General features: G+C 56.8%; 1 pseudogene. It reads left to right on the top strand.

Going from position 1 to position 250, the window contains the following annotated elements:
- Positions 1 to 111 (top strand): annotated as a pseudogene (locus tag DQG18_RS15925) (IS5/IS1182 family transposase); the annotation flags it as partial.
- Positions 112 to 250 lie beyond the last annotated feature (139 nt).

Raw genomic sequence — 250 nt, 5'->3', positions numbered from 1 at the left:
ATGTTCTGCCGCCTCAAGGATTTCCGCCGCGTCGCCACACGGTACGACAAGCTCGCTCGGAATTATCTATCTGCCGTCATGCTCGCAGCAGCAGTTGCGTACTGGCTATGATTGAGTCTCAACCCTAAACACATTTGTTTTGAAGAGTTCACTGATGTCTGAGACTGGCGGGCCCGCTGCATTTCTACGGGACGACACCGAGGCGGTGGGCGCCCAGCTCAAAAGGTTGCGCGCAACACGGGGATGGTCG

The sequence above is a fragment of the Pelagibacterium sediminicola genome, assembly GCF_003390885.1.
Taxonomy (GTDB): Bacteria; Pseudomonadota; Alphaproteobacteria; order Rhizobiales; family Devosiaceae; genus Pelagibacterium; species Pelagibacterium sediminicola.
This window is presented reverse-complemented; position numbering and strand designations above follow the sequence as displayed.